Genomic DNA, 15,752 nt, shown 5'->3' with positions numbered 1-15,752 from the left:
TCGGACACGTCGGGCGTACGGTCGATCACGTGACCGCTCTCGACGACATCGCCATGCAGAACCCGAACGGGACGTCCCCGAGACCCGATCCGGTGAAGCGGACCTTCTTCGGGGGGCCTGCGTCGGAAGCGATCGGCGAGCGCCCTGCGTTCGGCCCGATGAAGCGGCTCGCACACGACGAACTCGTCGCCGAGCAGCGGCTGCAGATCGACACGCCGCGCCGCTCGTACTCGCGCAGCGCCAAGTTGCTGTTCGCCGTCGTGGACCTCGCGTACGGCAAGGAGCGGACCTTCGAGAAGTTCCGGGTGATCGAAGTCGTGGCCCGTGTGCCGTACATGGCGTGGGAGAGCGTTGCGTACGTGGCGATGACGCACACGTCCAAGCGGACCGATTTCGCCCGGCGCGTCTACGACCGTGCGCTCGTGGCCCGGTTCGAGCAGGACAACGAGCAATGGCATCTCCTGATCCTCGAGGAACTCACGAAGGACCGCTCGCGATCGCGGCTCCGGGGCCGCATCCTTCCTCAGGTCCTGGCCATCGCGTACTACCAACTGTCGTGGATGATGTTCGCGGTCAGTCCCAAGTGGAGCTATCGGCTCAACGCCGACTTCGAGGATCACGCAGCGCACGAGTACGCGTACTTCGTCGACGAGAACCCCGGGTGGGAGAGCGAGGCGTTCATCAGCGAGTTCGAGGGTGACTACGGCTCCTACGACAGCCTCGCCGACATGTTCCGTCAGATCGGATACGACGAGGTGGTCCACCGCGACGAGAGCGTGGCGATGATGTCCCAACCGCGCTATCGCTGACGCCACACCGAGCGGTACCGATCCGGAGTGGGTCAGTGCTCGTGGAGCTTCGATCGCAGGGAGGGGTCGTGCTCCGCCTGCTCTTCGAGGTCCTCGACGATCTCCTCGAGGGTCTCGTGGGCGCGGCCGGGATGGAGCGACTCCTCGACGGCGCGTGCCCGCTTGGTCCGCAGCGCTCTGCGGGCGATGTACGCGACGACGAACGCTGCGACGACGGCGACGACGACCGTCTGCAGTGGTTCGGTGTAGTCGAGGATGCGTTCCCACTGATCGGCGAGTGCGTAGCCCGCGACGATGATGATCGTGTTCCAGACCAGGCTGCCGATGAGGGTGCAGATCGTGAACGTGGCGAGCGGCATCCGTCGGAAGCCGGCGGGGATCGAGATCAACGAACGGATGAGCGGCACACACCGGCACACCAGCACCGCCGATCGGGATCGGCGGTCGAACCACGCTTCGGCTCGATCCAGATCGGTCTCTCCGAAGCCGATCCATCTGCCGTACCGGATGGTGATCGCCCGCACACGAACGGGCCCGATCGCCGCCGAGAGCCCGTACAGGATCCATGCACCGACCACCGATCCGATGGTCGCGGCGACGATCATCCCGACGACCCATGCATCGCCCTGTGCCGCGGTGTAGCCGGCGAGTCCGAGCACGACTTCCGACGGGATCGGCGGGAAGACGTTCTCGAGGGCCACGAGCAGGGCGACGCCGAGGTACCCGAGGCTCTCCACGACCCCCGTCGCCCAGTCGGTCAATCGGTCGAGCATCGGCATTCACCCTTCATGTCGCCCGCGCGCTGCACGGTCCTCGTTTCCGTCATCACGTCGCCCACCGATACCTCAGATCTCGACATGCGTGCCGACCTCGAAGACCTGTTCGGCGGGCAGCCTGAAGAATCGACTGGCGTTGGCGGCACCGCGGTTGAGCAGGACGAACAGCTCCTCCCGCCACGGGTGCATGCCCGGCACCTTGCCGGCCGAGACCGACTCGCGCCCGAGGAAGTAGGTCGGCTCCTCACCGTCGGCGCCGATCAGCCCGTTCGCGCTGAGTGCCCCGGGGATGTCGGGTTCCTCGGTGAATCCGTAGTCGATCCGCACCTGAGTGATGCCGTGGCCCAGACTCGTGATGGTGGTGCGTTCTGTGTCGTCGAGGCGGGGAACGTCGGTGGTGTGGACCGACACGAGCAGGACGGTGTCGTGGAGCACGCGGTTGTGGCGCAGGTTCGACATGAGCGCCGGCGGGGCCGCGCCTTCGTCCTTGAAGAGATAGACGGCCACGCCGGGTACACGTGCGACATGTGCCGTGAGGGCCTCGTCGGCGACGTCGCGCATGGGTCGTTCGCCGCGTCGGATCCGCGCAGCGACGAGTTGGCGTCCTTTGCGCCACGTCGTCATCTGGATCACGAGCCCGAACCCGATGAGCAGCGGGAACCATCCGCCGGTGGGGATCTTGGGCAGGTTGGCCGCCAGGAACGCGATGTCGACGACGAGGAACGGGACGAGCACGAGGACCGCCTTCGCCATCGACCACTGCCACTTGTCGCGCATGAATCGGTAGAAGATGAGGCTGGTGATCAACATGGTGGTGGTGACGGCGATGCCGTAAGCCGACGCCAGCGCCGACGAACTGCGGAAGGTCACGACCAGACCGATGCATCCGATCATCAGCATCCAGTTCACGAGTGGCACGTAGACCTGTCCGATGTGTTTGTCGGAGGTGTGCGTGATGGCGAGTCGCGGGAAGTAGTCGAGCTGGACCGCTTGAACGGTCAACGAGAACGCTCCCGAGATCAGCGCTTGCGACGCGATCACCGTCGCCATGGTCGCAAGGATCGCGAGTGGGACGATTCCCCAGTCGGGGGCCATGGCGTAGAACGGCTTCAGGTCTCCGATCTCCGAGGCGGGACGCGAAGCGAGGAGGGCTGCCTGACCGAAGTAGTTGAGCAGCAGACCCGGCAGGACGACGCCGTACCACGCCCACTGGATCGGGATCCGTCCGAAGTGGCCCATGTCGGCGTAGAGCGCCTCGCCGCCGGTGACGACCAGGAAGATCGACCCGAGAGCGATGAACGCCTTCCACGGGTGTTCGACGAACAGGTCGATCGCGTACGTCGGTGAGATCGCACGCAGGACGTCGGGATGCTGTCGGATCTGGTTGGCGCCCATCACGCCGAGCACGGAGAACCACACGATCATCACGGGACTGAACACCCGCGCGATCCCGGCCGTGCCGCGGCGCTGCACTGCGAACAGCGCGACGAGGATCACGATCGAGATCGGGATCACCCAGTCAGCGAAGGCGGGTGTCGCGACTTCGAAGCCCTCGACCGCTGCGAGGACCGAGATCGCCGGGGTGATCAGTCCGTCGCCGTACAACAGCGCCGTACCGAACACACCGAGGCTCACGACCCCGGCGGCGACCCTCGACACCGACTGACCGTCGCGAGGGATGACCAACGAGGTGAGCGCCAGGATTCCCCCCTCGCCGTGGTTGTCCGCACGCATCACCATGAAGAGGTACTTCGCGGAGATGACGATCGTCAGCGCCCAGAACGCCACCGACGCCGCTCCGTATGCCGTCGTGGTCGACACTTCGAGTTCTGCGTGATGGAACGTTTCACGGAAGGCGTAGATCGGACTCGTACCGATGTCGCCGAACACGATTCCCAGCGTCCCGAACGCGAGCAGACCGGTTCCACTTCGTCGTGGAGCGTCGTTCGTCACCGCCGACCGCACCGATCGAACGCGGTCGCGTCGAGATGGAAATGCTGCACGAATCCTCCTGCGTCGGGCCGGGACGACGGACGCCGTTCCGGATCACCACACGGACTCGGTCCGTGCCTCACGCGGTTCCAGCCCCGCTACGTGAACCCCGAACCCTACAGACGCGCGAGTCACGCGCGTCCTGCTCCCGGTGGCTCCGTCACGGTGACGGACCCGCTTCACCATTCACACTCCGGAAACATCGAGGCGATATCGAGGAAATAACCGCTCTCTAGGGTTCGCCGCAACCTGGGGCGGCAGTGCAGCCGAGCGGGGGTGCCCTTTCATCGAACCTCCAGGAGGAATCCCGTGCGCAAACGTGCGCTTCGTCTCACGCTCGCCGCCGTCGCCGGACTCGGCACGGTCGCGCTGTTCCCGAACATCGCCAACGCCCAGGACGCCGACCCGGTGACGGTTCTCGGTCAGCAACTCAACCTGCTCTGGGTGGTCATCGGGGCCATCCTGGTCATCTTCATGCAAGCCGGTTTCGCTCTCGTCGAGACGGGCTTCTGTCGTGCGAAGCACGCCGCCCACGTCGTCTCGACGAACTTCGCGATCTTCGGTCTCGGGTTCATCGCGTTCTTCCTCGTCGGCTTCCCGCTCGCCTTCGGCGGCTTCAGCACCTCGTTGATCGGTCTCGACGCTCCGGTCGGCGAACCGCTGCTGGGGTCGGGGAACTGGGTGTTCCTCTTCCAGGGGGGCTGGGCGCTCAGCACCGGCACGATCACCCCGGCACTGCTCGGCTTCTTCCTGTACATGGTCGCCTTCATGGACACCGTCGCCACGATCCCGACCGGGTCGATGGCGGAACGGTGGAAGTGGGGGAGCTTCGTCGTCTGGGGCCTGTTCTGCGGCGGTATCTACTACCCCCTGTTCGCGGCGTGGACCTGGGGCGGCGGATGGCTCGCGAAGACCTGGGACTCGATGAGCCTCGGCGCCGGCTACGTCGACTTCGCGGGGTCGGGTGTGGTGCACGCCGTCGGAGGCGCCGCAGCTCTCGCGGGAGCCATCGTGATCGGGGCTCGCATCGGCAAGTTCGACAAGGACGGGACGCCGCGAGCGATTCCCGGCCACCACATCCCGATGGCGATGCTCGGAACGTTCATCCTGTTGTTCGGCTGGTTCGGCTTCAACGCAGCGTCGACGTTCGCCGCCACCGACGTGCAGTTCGCCACCGTGGCCACGAACACCGCCATCGCCGGTGCGTTCGGGGCGATCGTGGCCATGTTGTGGATCACCAAGCGCTCGGGGAAGCCCGATCCCGGGATGATGGCCAACGGCATGCTGGGCGGGCTCGTCGCGATCACGGCGCCGTGCGCATTCGTGGCGCCGTGGGCAGCTGCGGTCATCGGATGCATCGCCGGCGTCCTCGTCATCGAGTCGGTGTTCTTCGTCGAGCGCAAGCTCAAGCTCGACGATCCGGTCGGTGCCATCTCGGTCCATGGTGTCTGCGGCACCTTCGGGGTCATCGCGGTCGGCATCTTCTCCAACGGCAGTTACGGAGCCGGCTGGAACGGGGCCCCGACCGAAGGGATCGAAGGTGTCATCAAGGGCGACTGGGGCCAGTTGGGTGCCCAGGTGCTCGGCGTGGTCGTGATCTGGACCGTGCTGTTCGGTGTCGCCTTCGCCTTCTTCAAGGGCCAGGACGCCATCTCCAAGGCGATGGGCAAGGGCGGTATCCGCTCGACGCCGGACGACGAGACGGTCGGCCTCGACTACCCGGAGATGGGCGTCGAGGCATACCCCGAGTTCGTGAAGCACTGATCTCACCACCGACAGGAAATGGGAACCACATGAAACTCGTGACCGCAATCATCAAGCCGTTCCAGCTCGACGTCGTCAAGGACGCGTTGAAGACCGCAGGGATCACCGGCGTGACCGTCATGGAGGTCCGCGGCTTCGGCCGTCAGGGCGGACACACCGAGACGTATCGAGGTGCCGAATATCGGATCGACTACGTTCCCAAGATCGAGCTGTCCGTCGTCGTCGACGATGACACGGTCGACGCTGTCGTCGACGCGATCGTGAATGCCGCCCGTACCGGAAAGATCGGTGACGGCAAGATCTGGGTCACCACGATCGACCGAGTCGTTCGGATCCGCACCGGGGAAGAAGGCGTCGACGCCATCTGAGCCCACCACTCTCGAATGCTCCCGCTCGGGTGCTCCCCGAACCTCGGCGACGCAGAGTCCTTCGGGGACATCCGAACCCAGCTCGTGACACCATTCCCGTTGGAACGATTCGGTGCGTGGGCGATGGGCTCGGGGAGCAGCAAGACTGGCGGGATGCCGCAGAAGCTCCGCGACAATCGGGCGCTCGGAGTCGGGGCCGGCATCGCGGGCATCGCGGGGGTGGCTCTTCTCGATGTGGCGTTCTCGCTGCCCGCCGCCGTCCCGGCTCTGCTGCTGCTCATCCCGGTCGCAGCAGGCACCACCCTCGGGAACCGACAGATCGGCACCGTCGTGGCGGTGCTCGCCGCGTTGAGCTTCGCGGTCTTCTCCGTGGAACCCATCGGCTCGCCGATCGTTCGCGTCGGAGCCGACATCGCCGTCCTCGCGACGTTCATCGTCGTCGCCGTCGCCGTGAGCTATCTCACCAACCGACGATCCATCCACGACCAGGACGTTCTCGACACGCAACGCATCGCGCTGCTGTCCAGCGTCTCACACGACCTGCGCTCACCACTGACCACCATTCGCGCGATCTCCTCGGAGTTGCTGTCAACCGACGCCGGTGACGACGCCACGGCACGCGAGCGGATGCTGAATCAGGTCGTGGACGAGAGCGAGCGACTCGATCGCATCGTCGGCAACCTGCTCAGCACCATCCGGATCCAGACGGGTGTCTTCGAGCCGAGTCGTCGACCCGAGCCGCTCGCCGACATCGTCGCGATCGCGGTGAAGCGGCTGACGAGAGGTGACGAACCGCAACGCATCGAGGTCGAGGTGCCGAGCGAGCTCCCGGAGGTGGAGGTCGACCCCGTTCAGCTCGACCAGGTGCTGACCAACCTGCTCGAGAACGCGAGCCGCCACGGCATGTCGAGCGAGCCGGTCCGAGTGCTCGGCCGCTGGCCGTCGCCCACGTGGGGCGAACCCTTCGTCGAGGTCACCGTGGCGGACAGCGGTGGCGGATTCAGCGACACTGCACGTGCTCGATTGTTCGAACCGTTCAACACGACGGTCTCCCGCTCGGATTCGACGGGTCTCGGGCTGGCCGTGTGCCGGGCGATTGTCGACGCCCACGGAGGTACGATCTGGCTTCGTGACCAAGCCGGTCCCGGGGCTGCGATCTCCTTCACCCTTCCCGTCGCGGCAACCGGCAGTGATTCTGCTGGTCGAGGATGATCCCGGACAGCGCCGAGCCCTCGCCGACATCCTCGGTCGCCGCGGCTATCGCGTCGCAGCGGCGGCGTCCGCTGCGGAAGCGCTCGGCATGCTCGACGCCGAACGACCGGACCTCGCGATGGTCGATCTCGGGTTGCCGGACCTCGACGGAATCGAGCTGAGCCGACACATCGGTCTCCGAGCCGGTTGTCCTCGCATCATCCTCACGGCGGACGATCGAGGCGAGCGAATCGTCGAGGGACTCGACAGCGGTGCCGACGACTACGTCCTGAAGCCCTACGACCCCGACGTCCTCCTCGCCCGGGTCCGTGCGGCGCTGCGCCGCCAGAGCATGGTGGCGACGCAGGATGCCGAGCCGATGATGACGTGCGGCGACGTGACCGTCGACACCGCAGCGCGGACGGTGTTCATCGGGGACGATCCGACACCGGCGCCGATCGTCGCTCGTCAGTTCGATCTGCTGGTCGCCTTGGTTCGCAACGAGGGCCGAGTCCTGACGGTGGCCGATCTGTCGCGCGCCCTGTGGGGATTCGACGTCCCCGACGACTACCGCCAAGCGCTGCGCAACGCCGTGAGCAAGCTGCGTCGCTCGCTCGGCACCGGAGCTCGGCGGCCACGACTGGAGACGGACCACAGCGTCGGTTACCGGCTCGTCGGCCCCTGACCTGGGCCACGATGGTGGCAGACAGCTCCGACGACCGACCGGACCCGTGACCGAAGGGTCCGTGGGCGGGCCAGTTGTGGAGCGGATGACGGGAATCGAACCCGCGTTCTCAGCTTGGGAAGCGGAGCATGGCTGATGTTCGGCAGGTCCACTTGCAGGGGAAACCTGTGCTGACCTGGAAGTCTCGCCCATCGAGAGCTACCGGTGATGACCCCTGTTGTCCGCCAGCGCGCCCTGCGCATGGCACGCATGTGGCACGGCTGGGGTCGCCTCAGCCCCCGGATGCGATGACCTCGGAGACCGGCAAGAGGTGGCTGGTATCCTCAGGCAATATGTGAAGCGCATGAGGCGCTTCCGCGAAGTTGGGAGGCGCATGTGCGCATTCTTCAGACCGTCACCCCGACGCCCGAGCAGCTGCCACTGATCGGCGACAATAAGCCCGGTGTGAGGATCGTGCACGGGGCGGCCGGGAGTGGGAAGACGACGACGGCGATTCATCGGCTTCGTCAGCTTCGAGCGAGCCGGCTCGCCCGCCGTCAGCGTCTCGGCTCGGTAGAACCAGTTCGCATTCACGTCTTCACGTACAACCGCACACTCGAGGGCTACATCCGAGAGCTGGCTGTCGACAACGCCAGCCCCGACACGGACGTCGAGCTTGGCGTTTCAACGTTCGCCAAGTGGAGTCGCTCGATCACCGGACAGGAGCGGATTCTGAATCGCGGCCAGAGTGCTGCGATTCTGGGGCCACTTGTGCGCGCTCTCCCTCGAGGCGCGGAACTCCAAGAGTTCTTCATCGACGAAGTCGACTACGCGCTGTCGCGCTTCGAACCCGGCGATCTCAAGAACTACCTCGACTTCGAACGCACAGGTCGCGGCGCCGCACCGCGCGTCGACCGGACCCTGCGGGCCAAGATTCTCGCCGACGTGATCGAACCGTACGCTGCGGCGAAGGCCGCACGGTCGGCCATGGACTGGAACGATGTTGCGAATGCGGCTGCAGCCGCGCCGCCGACGACGAAGTTCGACATCGTTATCGTCGACGAAGCCCAGGACTTCTCCGCGAACCAAATTCGAGCACTGATGGCGCACACGGCCGACACCGCCTCGTTGACGTTCGTGCTCGACGCAATCCAACGCATCTACCCTCGCTACTTCCGCTGGAACGAGGTGGGGATCGATGTCCGTCCGGAACAGGTAACCCGGCTCCGGACCAACTATCGGAACACGGCGGAGATCGCGGCGCTTGCCGCTCCGTTGGTCGATTCACTCCCGACCGAGGAGTACGGGGCGCTTCCCGATTTCTCTGCCTGTGTCGAAAGCGGCCAGCGGCCGGAAGTGATCGCCGGCACCTATCGACAACAGATTGAGTACATGCTGGATCGACTTGAGCGGACGGTGGACTTGGCGAACGAGTCAGTAGCGATCCTCCAGCCCCGAGGTGGAGCATGGTTCGACTTTGCTCGCCAATGCCTCGACCGGCGCGGGCTTGCCTACTGCGAACTGCAGCGGAACGACGAATGGCCGAGCGGCCCGGAACAGATCGGTCTGTGCACTATTCACTCCGCGAAGGGCTTGGAGTTCGACCACGTTCTGTTGCCGGGATTGAATCAGCAAGTCACGCCGCATGGATCCGAGGATGGTGACGCCGGTCTCGACCGTCTCCGTCGACTGCTTGCGATGGGCATCGGCCGCGCTCGCAAGACCGTCGCGATCGGCTACAAGCCGTCGGAGGCGTCCTCGCTGATTTCGCTGCTCGACGAAAGCACCTTTGATCGCGTGAGCCTGTGACTGCCTCCGCAATGCCCCGCGACCGAAGCGAGGCGAGCACACTCTCGCCAGGTCTTGACGTGGTCCAGGCGGCGCGGGCCCGTGGCGTGACCGAGGTACTCCACTTCACCCGCCTGCAGCAGGGCGCCCTCGGGATCCTCTCCTCTCAGATGATCAAGACGAGGCGAACGCTGCCCGACGACAAGCACCTCGAGCATGTCTACGAACCGAACTCGGTCAACGCTCAACGCAATCGAGACCTGCCCTGGCACGACTACGTCAATCTCTCGGTCACGAGAATCAACCCGCGCATGTTCGACTACAGCCAACGCACCCACGCCCACCCAGACACCTCCTGGTGCATCTTCACGTTCGAGATCGATGTGCTCGCGGCGCCCGGTGGAGTATTCACGACTACGAACAACACCTACTCGGGAGTGCGCCGCTCAGAAGGCGTCAATGGATTCGAGGCGATGTTCGGACCTCACATTCATCGGTACAACGATGTGTCCGTCACGCGACCCGACGACCGGCAACTGAACGAACCCACTGATCCACAAGCGGAGTTCCTCCATCTCGGCGACCTCGACCTCGCCCATCTCACTCGAATCTCGACGCAGACCGAGGAAGGCTCCGAGACGATTCATGGAATGCTCGGCGTCTTTCCCACCGACTGCCATGTCGAGCACTCACCGGAGAGGTTCTCATGAGCCAACCCAACCTTTTTCCCGACGACAACAACCAGCAGGTGGCCCTGGAAGCCAACCCAGATCCGCACCTCGTCGCACAGCTTCGGCGATCTGCAGCGTGGGCAGCGTTCGGCGACGCAATGGGCTTCATCAGCGAACTCACCGACGAACGTGGTCTTCGCCGGCGCACGGAGGGCCGTGCACTCACCACGACGATGCCGTGGAAACGCCGCATCGGAGGACGCTCAGGAGTTCAAGCCCAACTTCCCTCAGGCTGCTACTCGGATGACACACAACTGCGACTCGCCACGTGCCGATCGCTCAGTGGCGGTCAGTTTGACGTCGAGACCTTTGCGCGTATCGAACTTCCTGTCTTCCCCGCGTACGCACTCGGCGGTGGGCTCGGGACGAAGGCTGCTGCGACCAATCTGGCGCGCCCCTCAACACCGTGGTTCGCAAACACCTACAAGAACTGGTTCAACGGTGGCGGCAACGGTGCTGCGATGCGAATCCAACCGCACGTGTGGGCTGCTCACGCGCACAACTCTCGCGAGACGATGATGCGCGATGTCCTTCGGAACACCGTCTGCTCCCACGCTCATCCAATAGCAATTCTCGGCGCCTACCTCCATGCGACGAGCGTGGACTTCGCCCTCAGCAATCGGGTGCTACCTACGATCGACGACGTAGCGCAGTTTCTCGCAGACGCCTCCCAGATTGTCGACGTGATGGATGATGACCGTGACGGCCTTCGAAACTGGAAAGCGGCTTGGCAGTCGGCGTCCAGTCGATCGTTCGCCAGTTCTTGGAACGACGTAGTCGCCGAGATCGGACGCTGTACTGACGCGGCTCGACGAATCCAACCGGAGGCCGCCGACTACTACCCGGATCTTCTTCGCACTCTCGGGCTGTTCGATAGCGAACGACGTGGTAGCGGGGCTCACACCGCATTGGCTGCAGTTCTGCTCGCATCTTGGTCGGCACCGCCTTCGGAACGTATCGAAGCGGCCACGAGGGCGGTCGGGTCCGACACCGACACGATCGCCACGATGGCCGGAGCGATTCTGGGATGTGTTGCAGACGTGCATCCGCACGGCGAGGTGCTTGACTCGGCCTACATCGAGGCTGAGGTCGAACGAATCTCTGGGTTCGCCGACGCCACGGCCATGAGACCACACCATTATCCGGACTTGCTCACATGGTCTGCGCCTCGAACGCAGGCCGATGCACTCTGCCTCGACGGGGACCAGCTTCATGTCGCGGGTCTCGGCGACGTCGCCGAGACCCTGAGCGATCCCATGTCGTCACAGGACGGCAGGTTCGCCTGGCAATGGGTTCGTCTCGAGATCGGACAGACGCTGCTCGTCAAGCGTCGTCCGGACCTAGAGCAACTCGCCGAGGGAAATCGCACCTCGCCACCTGCTCGTTACTCGACTCGCGCTGCCACGCCAGCTAGCGTTCGTGACGTGGGGGTGTCCGCTGCCGCGATCAATCAAGCGCCAACTCTTGATAGCGGGCTGAAGTCGATCGACCTGGACGAAGTGCTGACCTGGCTCGAGGGCCAGGACTTTGACGACAAATCGATTGGATTCGCTCTTCGCCGTATGGCCGTCAGAGGAACTCCTGCCCAGACAGCGTCTTTTCTTGCCATCCTTCTCGATCGACTCTCTGAAAGCGGGGGATCGAGTCGACGTGGCGGCAGGTGATCGCTTGGGCAGACCAACCCGCGTGTTCGAGCCGTCGGTGAAGCATCACCCATCCGTACGTGGTTCGAGACCTGCTGAGACACTATGGAACCCGCTGGTGCGCGAACGGGGAGGGTTAGATGTCCCATTTCTTCCGATTGCACGGCGCACATAGCATCACGCAGTTCTCCGCTACGGTCTTTCCGCTTTTGCTCCACGGCACTTTGTGATCCGCTTGCATCTGCGAGATATCGAAGTGTTCAGAGCAACCAGGGCAAATGCCCTTTTGCTGCTCGTATGCCGTCCGCCGCATCCGTTCATCGAACGCTCGGATAGACAGGTGACGCTCATCGCCGGACAAGACGTAGATGTAGACACCCTTGTTGCTGGTGACGTCTACGTCGGCCATCAACTGTCCGATCTGCTCCTCGAGGACCGATGAGTCCAGTTCGTCGTCTGCGTGCTCGGCGTAGAGCATGCCCCAATCGATACCTTTCATCTCACCCCGGTAGGTCGTGAAGGTTGCCTCAACCCAGTCGACCACCTTCTTGAAGTGAAGCCAGAGATCGGTGGCTTTGGGTTTGTGCTGCTGTTGAGCCATGTAAGACTCGACCTCGCCATCGTTGATCCATTTGATGGCGGTTTCGAGGTACTTCTGGCGCACAGGATCGCCGGTCAAGTACTTGTTTCCCACGGCGTACGCAGGACCGCCCGGCCGCGAGAAGTACCTCTTAGCGTCCGACACCCAAGAACCGTGGTACACGGCGTTGCGCAACTCCTGCTCGGTCAACTCTTCACCGGCGATGTTGATCACCTTAAACCACTCCAGCTTCTCGGAGTCGGTGCCGGTGCATCGATAGATCATAAGCACGTAGTCGAGAATCTTAGCCTGTTGGTCGTCGGTCAAGTTGTGGAAGTACAGGTCGTCAACGGAGAATTCCCCTTCGATGTACTGGCAGATCGAGATGGTCCGTTGCTGACCGTCGATCACCTCAAATTCGCGTTCGTCATCGGCGAGGTTGCCTTCTCTGACGGCCCAGTAGAGAACGTTGAGTGGGAAACCTCGCCGGATGGTCTCGATCACCGCGGCGCGCTGCTTGTCCTTGTAGACGAATTCACGTTGGAATGGAGGACGAATGTCGAGGCGCCCGCCGTAGCCGGTCACTCCGCCCTCCTGGTTGTCGGCGTAGCCGACAGTGAGATCGCGAACTGAAGTCTCGTGCAACTCGATTTTCACGCTGACCGCCGACGAATGACGATCCGCTTGTAAATCGGTTTGCGGTTCACAACAGGACCATTCCACATGAGAACCTTCCCCTTAGACTCGGCCTCCGTCTTCGTAGCGCCCAGCTCCTCGCCGTGAGCCCCGGCGTTGAAGCTTCCAACGATCTCGAATTGCTCGGGGTTGTACTTGTTCAGGAACGTGATCGGAACACCCATGTTGCCGTCGTAGTCCATGGGAATGTCGACGGTATTTGCAACCTCGATGCCGTCATAATTATCGTAGGTCGGGTATTCGTCGGGGTTGTACGAGCGGTAGAGAATCAGCTCCTCGTGACGCTTCTGCAGGTCAAGGTTCGTGAACCATTGAACCCCCGAGACTCTGACAACATTGTCGCCTTCCTGCTCGACCCACTCGCTGGCCTCGTACGGCGAGTAGAAGTGCGCCATATTTCGCTTGAAGCCGAAGCCAAGCCACAGTTTGTCGTCGCGGATGAGGGAGAAGACCTCTTTGTAGGTGATCGCGTTTTGGTTCCCGACAATTAGGAACTTCTTGTCGTGTTCAACGAGTTGCGTGATGTACTCGCGAAAGAGGGAGAACGGCGGGTTGGTGACGACGATGTCGGCTTGCTTCAGGAGTGCTACGCACTCGGGGCTCCGGAAGTCGCCATCGCCTTCGAGCGGATGGACGCCAATCTCGTCGGGATCCGGTACCCGGTTGTCGTTCTTGTCGCCGTTGTACTCCAGGTAGATCGCCTGCTCTGAGTCGTGTCGACTGAACAGATCGCGTTCCTGGTTCTTGTAACAGGTCGTGATAAGCTTCTTGAGGCCAAGGCGCTCGAAGTTATGGCTGAAGTAGTGAAAGAAGTTTGAGATTCGCGGATCGTCGGCATTGCAGTACACGACCTTGCCCTTGAACTGCTCCGTATAGTGCTTCAGCTCTCGCTCGATGTCAGGCAGTTGGGTGTAGAACTCGTCTTTCTTCGCCGACCTGGCCTTACCGAGAAGCTGCTTCTGATCGCGGGGCTTGCTGGTCGCTGGCACGACCGGACCTTACTGCCACTCGGCTTTGCACTGCGCGATCGCTTTGAAGCCGATGAAAGCGCCCCGCTGGTCAACAGCGGACGGTTCGACTTGGCGAATGAGGAGGAAACACCAGCGCGACTCGGCGGGTGAGGCACAGTTGCGAGATGTATCCCGAGCAATTCCTCGTCGACGACGTGGCGGACCCGATGGCTCCCAGTCAGATCAACCTGGACCTCGTCAACGCTGTCCTGGCGAACAGAGACATCGGAGTGAGCGACGTCGAGGCGGCGTCGGCACTCCTTCGTCTTGCTCACGATGAGTTGGAGTCGTACGGCACGGATGGGATGGAGTGCACGGACGACAGTGAGCTTCGGCTGATGCTTCGAGCTTCGATGGCAGTGCTGAGTCGGCTTGGTATCGGGTGGGAGCTTCCGTTCCGTGACTACAAGGGCGTTCGCACCTTCTGGATGGCAAACGACGGCTACGGGAGCTGGCAGGCGCGCCGCGACATTCTCGTGGGGCTCTTTGACTCGGTCCATCTTCAGCTTTCAGACCTGGAAGATGCCGAGATCATGTCAGGGCTCGCAGACCCGATCACTTCTCACTCGCAGACTGGCTGGGTCCGTGTCGACGTCGAGATCAAGGAGCTACGGCGCCATTTTCAAGTGGCGCGCACGGAGCAGGACTACCGCAACGTCGGGAACGACTGCGTGGCGGTGCTTGAGCGGCTAAGTGCGGCGGCATATGACCCGTCGATACATCTGCGTGAGGGCGAAACCGAACCCCCGGTTGCCTCAACCAAGCAGCGGCTCGAAAGATGTATTGAAGTTGCGCTTGAAGGAAGTGAGAACCAGCACCTCCGCAAGCTGGCGCGTGCCGTCATTGAGGTGGCCCAGACCGTGAGACATCGGGGATCGCCGTCGCGGACTGACGCCGGCATCGCTGCCGACGCGGTGATTCAGCTGGCGAACATGCTGCGACGGCTGGACGATGTTCAACCATCATCGACCGACTGATCTCAACTTCCCAATGCCTTCGACATGGGGAGTATGTCGCGATGCCGAGGTCGGGCTGGGGCGCTTAATACAGAACTGGCTCGACGTCGTTGGGAAGCTGCGGGGGTGTTCGATGATGGATGGGGACGGCGGGTTGCAGTCATGGACGGTGGCTTTCCGTGGCGAAGTGGTCCCGTTCAGTTTGGTTTGATGCCTTTACGGAGGTATGGACGACATCAGAGAGCCCACCATCCTCCGCGTAGTTCCAATCTCGGCGCAGGCCGATGATCGATGGCGACTGAGCGATCGATACGTCGAGGATGTGTGGTCGGAGCACCTCGGTCCTACTGCCACGCTTCTGGCCAGACGGTTCGGTCGGATGATCGAGGAACACCCCGGCGGTGTCGATATTGACCTGGCAGATCTCGCAGCGGGTGTCGGCGTGCAGCGCGGGATTGCCGTCAAGGCGCTCGAACGGCTGAATCGGTTCGAGGTCGTGCACTTCTCGGCGGAACGGTTGCTTGTCGGGGTGTCCGGCTTCGCCCCGTCGGTCCAAAGTGCTCGCTTGCTTCGCCTCAGCGAGCGCGGTCGCCTCGTTCATGATCGTCTGGTCGCTTCGTCGGAGGTCGCTCGTCCTGCTCCGCCGGCCCGCGCGGTCCAGGCTGCGGTCGGCCGGTTGTCAGAGCGTCGTCCGGTGCCGGTCCGTGGGCTGGCGCTGTGAGGGCCAGTCGTGTTGGGTCTGGCCGTCGTTCGGGGCGGTCCGCCTCGCCAGATCGTGTGTCGT

Annotated in this window: 14 protein-coding genes; 9 read left to right on the top strand and 5 right to left on the bottom strand. The window is 63.3% G+C overall.

Translation table 11 applies throughout. From position 1 onward, the window contains the following. The first annotated feature begins 29 nt into the window (after window positions 1–29). Window positions 30–809 carry an alternative oxidase gene (locus ABJK40_RS05435; protein ID WP_348482750.1) on the top strand — a complete coding sequence of 260 codons (780 nt, stop codon included), beginning with the start codon at window positions 30–32 and terminating at the stop codon, window positions 807–809. 32 nt (window positions 810–841) lie between these two features. Here ABJK40_RS05435 and ABJK40_RS05430 read toward each other — a convergent pair whose 3' ends face one another. Continuing rightward, window positions 842–1,582 carry a DedA family protein gene (locus ABJK40_RS05430; RefSeq protein ID WP_348482749.1) on the bottom strand — a complete coding sequence of 247 codons (741 nt, stop codon included), beginning with the start codon at window positions 1,580–1,582 and terminating at the stop codon, window positions 842–844. Window positions 1,583–1,654: 72 nt separating this feature from the next. Then, entirely contained in the window at window positions 1,655–3,538 is a 1,884-nt protein-coding gene (locus ABJK40_RS05425; RefSeq protein ID WP_348482748.1) for a potassium transporter Kup, read from the bottom strand. A 348-nt stretch (window positions 3,539–3,886) separates the two neighbouring features. Between ABJK40_RS05425 and ABJK40_RS05420 the strand changes: the two genes are divergently transcribed. The 7 genes from ABJK40_RS05420 to ABJK40_RS05390 all read left to right on the top strand — a co-directional run bounded on the left by ABJK40_RS05420 (window position 3,887) and on the right by ABJK40_RS05390 (window position 11,747). After that, window positions 3,887–5,341, top strand: coding sequence for an ammonium transporter (locus tag ABJK40_RS05420; RefSeq protein ID WP_348482747.1), 1,455 nt, complete (start codon window positions 3,887–3,889; stop codon window positions 5,339–5,341). A 29-nt stretch (window positions 5,342–5,370) separates the two neighbouring features. Further along, entirely contained in the window at window positions 5,371–5,709 is a 339-nt protein-coding gene (locus ABJK40_RS05415; RefSeq protein ID WP_348482746.1) for a P-II family nitrogen regulator, read from the top strand. A gap of 153 nt (window positions 5,710–5,862) precedes the next feature. Beyond that, window positions 5,863–6,921 carry an ATP-binding protein gene (locus ABJK40_RS05410; protein WP_348482745.1) on the top strand — a complete coding sequence of 353 codons (1,059 nt, stop codon included), beginning with the start codon at window positions 5,863–5,865 and terminating at the stop codon, window positions 6,919–6,921. Continuing rightward, entirely contained in the window at window positions 6,899–7,585 is a 687-nt protein-coding gene (locus ABJK40_RS05405) for a response regulator transcription factor (RefSeq protein WP_348482744.1), read from the top strand. Before ABJK40_RS05410 ends, ABJK40_RS05405 begins: the two co-directional genes overlap by 23 nt. A gap of 375 nt (window positions 7,586–7,960) precedes the next feature. Next, window positions 7,961–9,373 carry a 3'-5' exonuclease gene (locus tag ABJK40_RS05400; RefSeq protein ID WP_348482743.1) on the top strand — a complete coding sequence of 471 codons (1,413 nt, stop codon included), beginning with the start codon at window positions 7,961–7,963 and terminating at the stop codon, window positions 9,371–9,373. Continuing rightward, window positions 9,370–10,062 carry a DarT ssDNA thymidine ADP-ribosyltransferase family protein gene (locus ABJK40_RS05395; protein WP_348510183.1) on the top strand — a complete coding sequence of 231 codons (693 nt, stop codon included), beginning with the start codon at window positions 9,370–9,372 and terminating at the stop codon, window positions 10,060–10,062. Before ABJK40_RS05400 ends, ABJK40_RS05395 begins: the two co-directional genes overlap by 4 nt. Then, a complete protein-coding gene (locus ABJK40_RS05390) occupies window positions 10,059–11,747 on the top strand; it encodes an ADP-ribosylglycohydrolase family protein (protein WP_348482741.1) in 1,689 nt (562 codons plus the stop codon). The genes ABJK40_RS05395 and ABJK40_RS05390 overlap by 4 nt, the downstream gene beginning before the upstream one ends. Before the next feature lie 115 nt (window positions 11,748–11,862). Here ABJK40_RS05390 and ABJK40_RS05385 read toward each other — a convergent pair whose 3' ends face one another. Together ABJK40_RS05385 and ABJK40_RS05380 are read right to left on the bottom strand one after the other, a co-directional pair. Then, on the bottom strand, window positions 11,863–12,963 hold the full coding sequence (locus tag ABJK40_RS05385) for a DUF262 domain-containing protein (RefSeq protein ID WP_348482786.1): 1,101 nt from the start codon (window positions 12,961–12,963) through the stop codon (window positions 11,863–11,865). Continuing rightward, window positions 12,960–13,991, bottom strand: a complete 1,032-nt coding sequence (locus tag ABJK40_RS05380; protein WP_348482740.1) for an adenine-specific methyltransferase EcoRI family protein — start codon at window positions 13,989–13,991, stop codon at window positions 12,960–12,962. The genes ABJK40_RS05385 and ABJK40_RS05380 overlap by 4 nt, the downstream gene beginning before the upstream one ends. A gap of 146 nt (window positions 13,992–14,137) precedes the next feature. Between ABJK40_RS05380 and ABJK40_RS05375 the strand changes: the two genes are divergently transcribed. After that, complete coding sequence (locus ABJK40_RS05375; RefSeq protein ID WP_348482739.1) at window positions 14,138–14,989, top strand: hypothetical protein; 852 nt, start codon at window positions 14,138–14,140, stop codon at window positions 14,987–14,989. Window positions 14,990–15,128: 139 nt separating this feature from the next. Here ABJK40_RS05375 and ABJK40_RS05370 read toward each other — a convergent pair whose 3' ends face one another. Beyond that, a complete protein-coding gene (locus tag ABJK40_RS05370; protein WP_348482738.1) occupies window positions 15,129–15,569 on the bottom strand; it encodes a hypothetical protein in 441 nt (146 codons plus the stop codon). Window positions 15,570–15,752: the final 183 nt, after the last annotated feature.

Origin of the sequence: Ilumatobacter sp., from assembly GCF_039969435.1 — a bacterium.
Lineage (GTDB): Bacteria > Actinomycetota > Acidimicrobiia > Acidimicrobiales > Ilumatobacteraceae > Ilumatobacter_A.
This window is presented reverse-complemented; position numbering and strand designations above follow the sequence as displayed.

Coding starts and splice junctions, on each gene's coding strand:
- ABJK40_RS05415 (WP_348482746.1), top strand. CDS start 5,371: ATGAAACTCGTGACCGCAATCATCAAGCCGTTCCAGCTCGACGTCGTC.
- ABJK40_RS05375 (WP_348482739.1), top strand. CDS start 14,138: ATGTATCCCGAGCAATTCCTCGTCGACGACGTGGCGGACCCGATGGCT.
- ABJK40_RS05410 (WP_348482745.1), top strand. CDS start 5,863: ATGCCGCAGAAGCTCCGCGACAATCGGGCGCTCGGAGTCGGGGCCGGC.
- ABJK40_RS05370 (WP_348482738.1), bottom strand. CDS start 15,569: ATGAACGAGGCGACCGCGCTCGCTGAGGCGAAGCAAGCGAGCACTTTG.
- ABJK40_RS05390 (WP_348482741.1), top strand. CDS start 10,059: ATGAGCCAACCCAACCTTTTTCCCGACGACAACAACCAGCAGGTGGCC.
- ABJK40_RS05430 (WP_348482749.1), bottom strand. CDS start 1,582: ATGCTCGACCGATTGACCGACTGGGCGACGGGGGTCGTGGAGAGCCTC.